Here is a 646-nt window from a genome sequence, read left to right on the forward strand (position 1 = left end):
CGTGCGCGCGGCATCCGTCGGGAACGGGGCCGGCGGCGCGACCGACGAGCAGGGGCGAGCGGATGCCGCGGGCGGCATCCGTCACGCCGTCGTCGCCTATCGCGGGGTGCTCGCGCGGATCGGCAGCGGGATCGGGCTGCTGGCCGCGCTCCGTGCCAGCCGCATCGTGATCCTTCCGCTCTGGGCGGTCTCGCTCGGCATGCGTCCGGATGCCGCGGCGCTCGTCATCGGCATCGCCGCGACGATCGACTTCGCGCTGTTCTACGTGAGCGGTCACGTGATGGACCGGCACGGGCGCCTGTGGAGCGCCATCCCGGGCCTCGTGGGGCTCGCCGCCGGGCACCTCGTGCTGTCCGTCACGCACGACCTGCCCGGCGCGGTCGCGTGGTTCACGGGCGCGGCGATGCTGCTCGGCGTCGCGAACGGGCTCTCGTCGGGCGTCATCCTGACCCTCGGGGCCGACCTCGCTCCCGCGTCGAACCCGGCGCCCTTCCTCGGCGCGTTCCGCACGATCGCCGACGCCGGCGGCGCCGCCGCGCCGCTCGCGATCTCGGCGATCACGTCCGCGGTCTCGATCATGGCCGCGGCGGCGGCGATGGGGGTGCTCGGCCTCGTCGGCGCGGGCCTGCTGTGGCGGTGGATCCCG

At 75.7% G+C, this 646-nt stretch carries 1 protein-coding gene; it reads left to right on the forward strand.

Annotated features, from left to right (window positions below; genetic code table 11):
- Positions 1–646, forward strand: a 646-nt coding sequence (locus ESO86_RS19610) for an MFS transporter (RefSeq protein WP_165308419.1), incomplete at both ends; no start/stop codon positions are given.

Origin of the sequence: Agromyces binzhouensis (assembly GCF_004135055.1) — a bacterium.
GTDB lineage: Bacteria > Actinomycetota > Actinomycetes > Actinomycetales > Microbacteriaceae > Agromyces > Agromyces binzhouensis.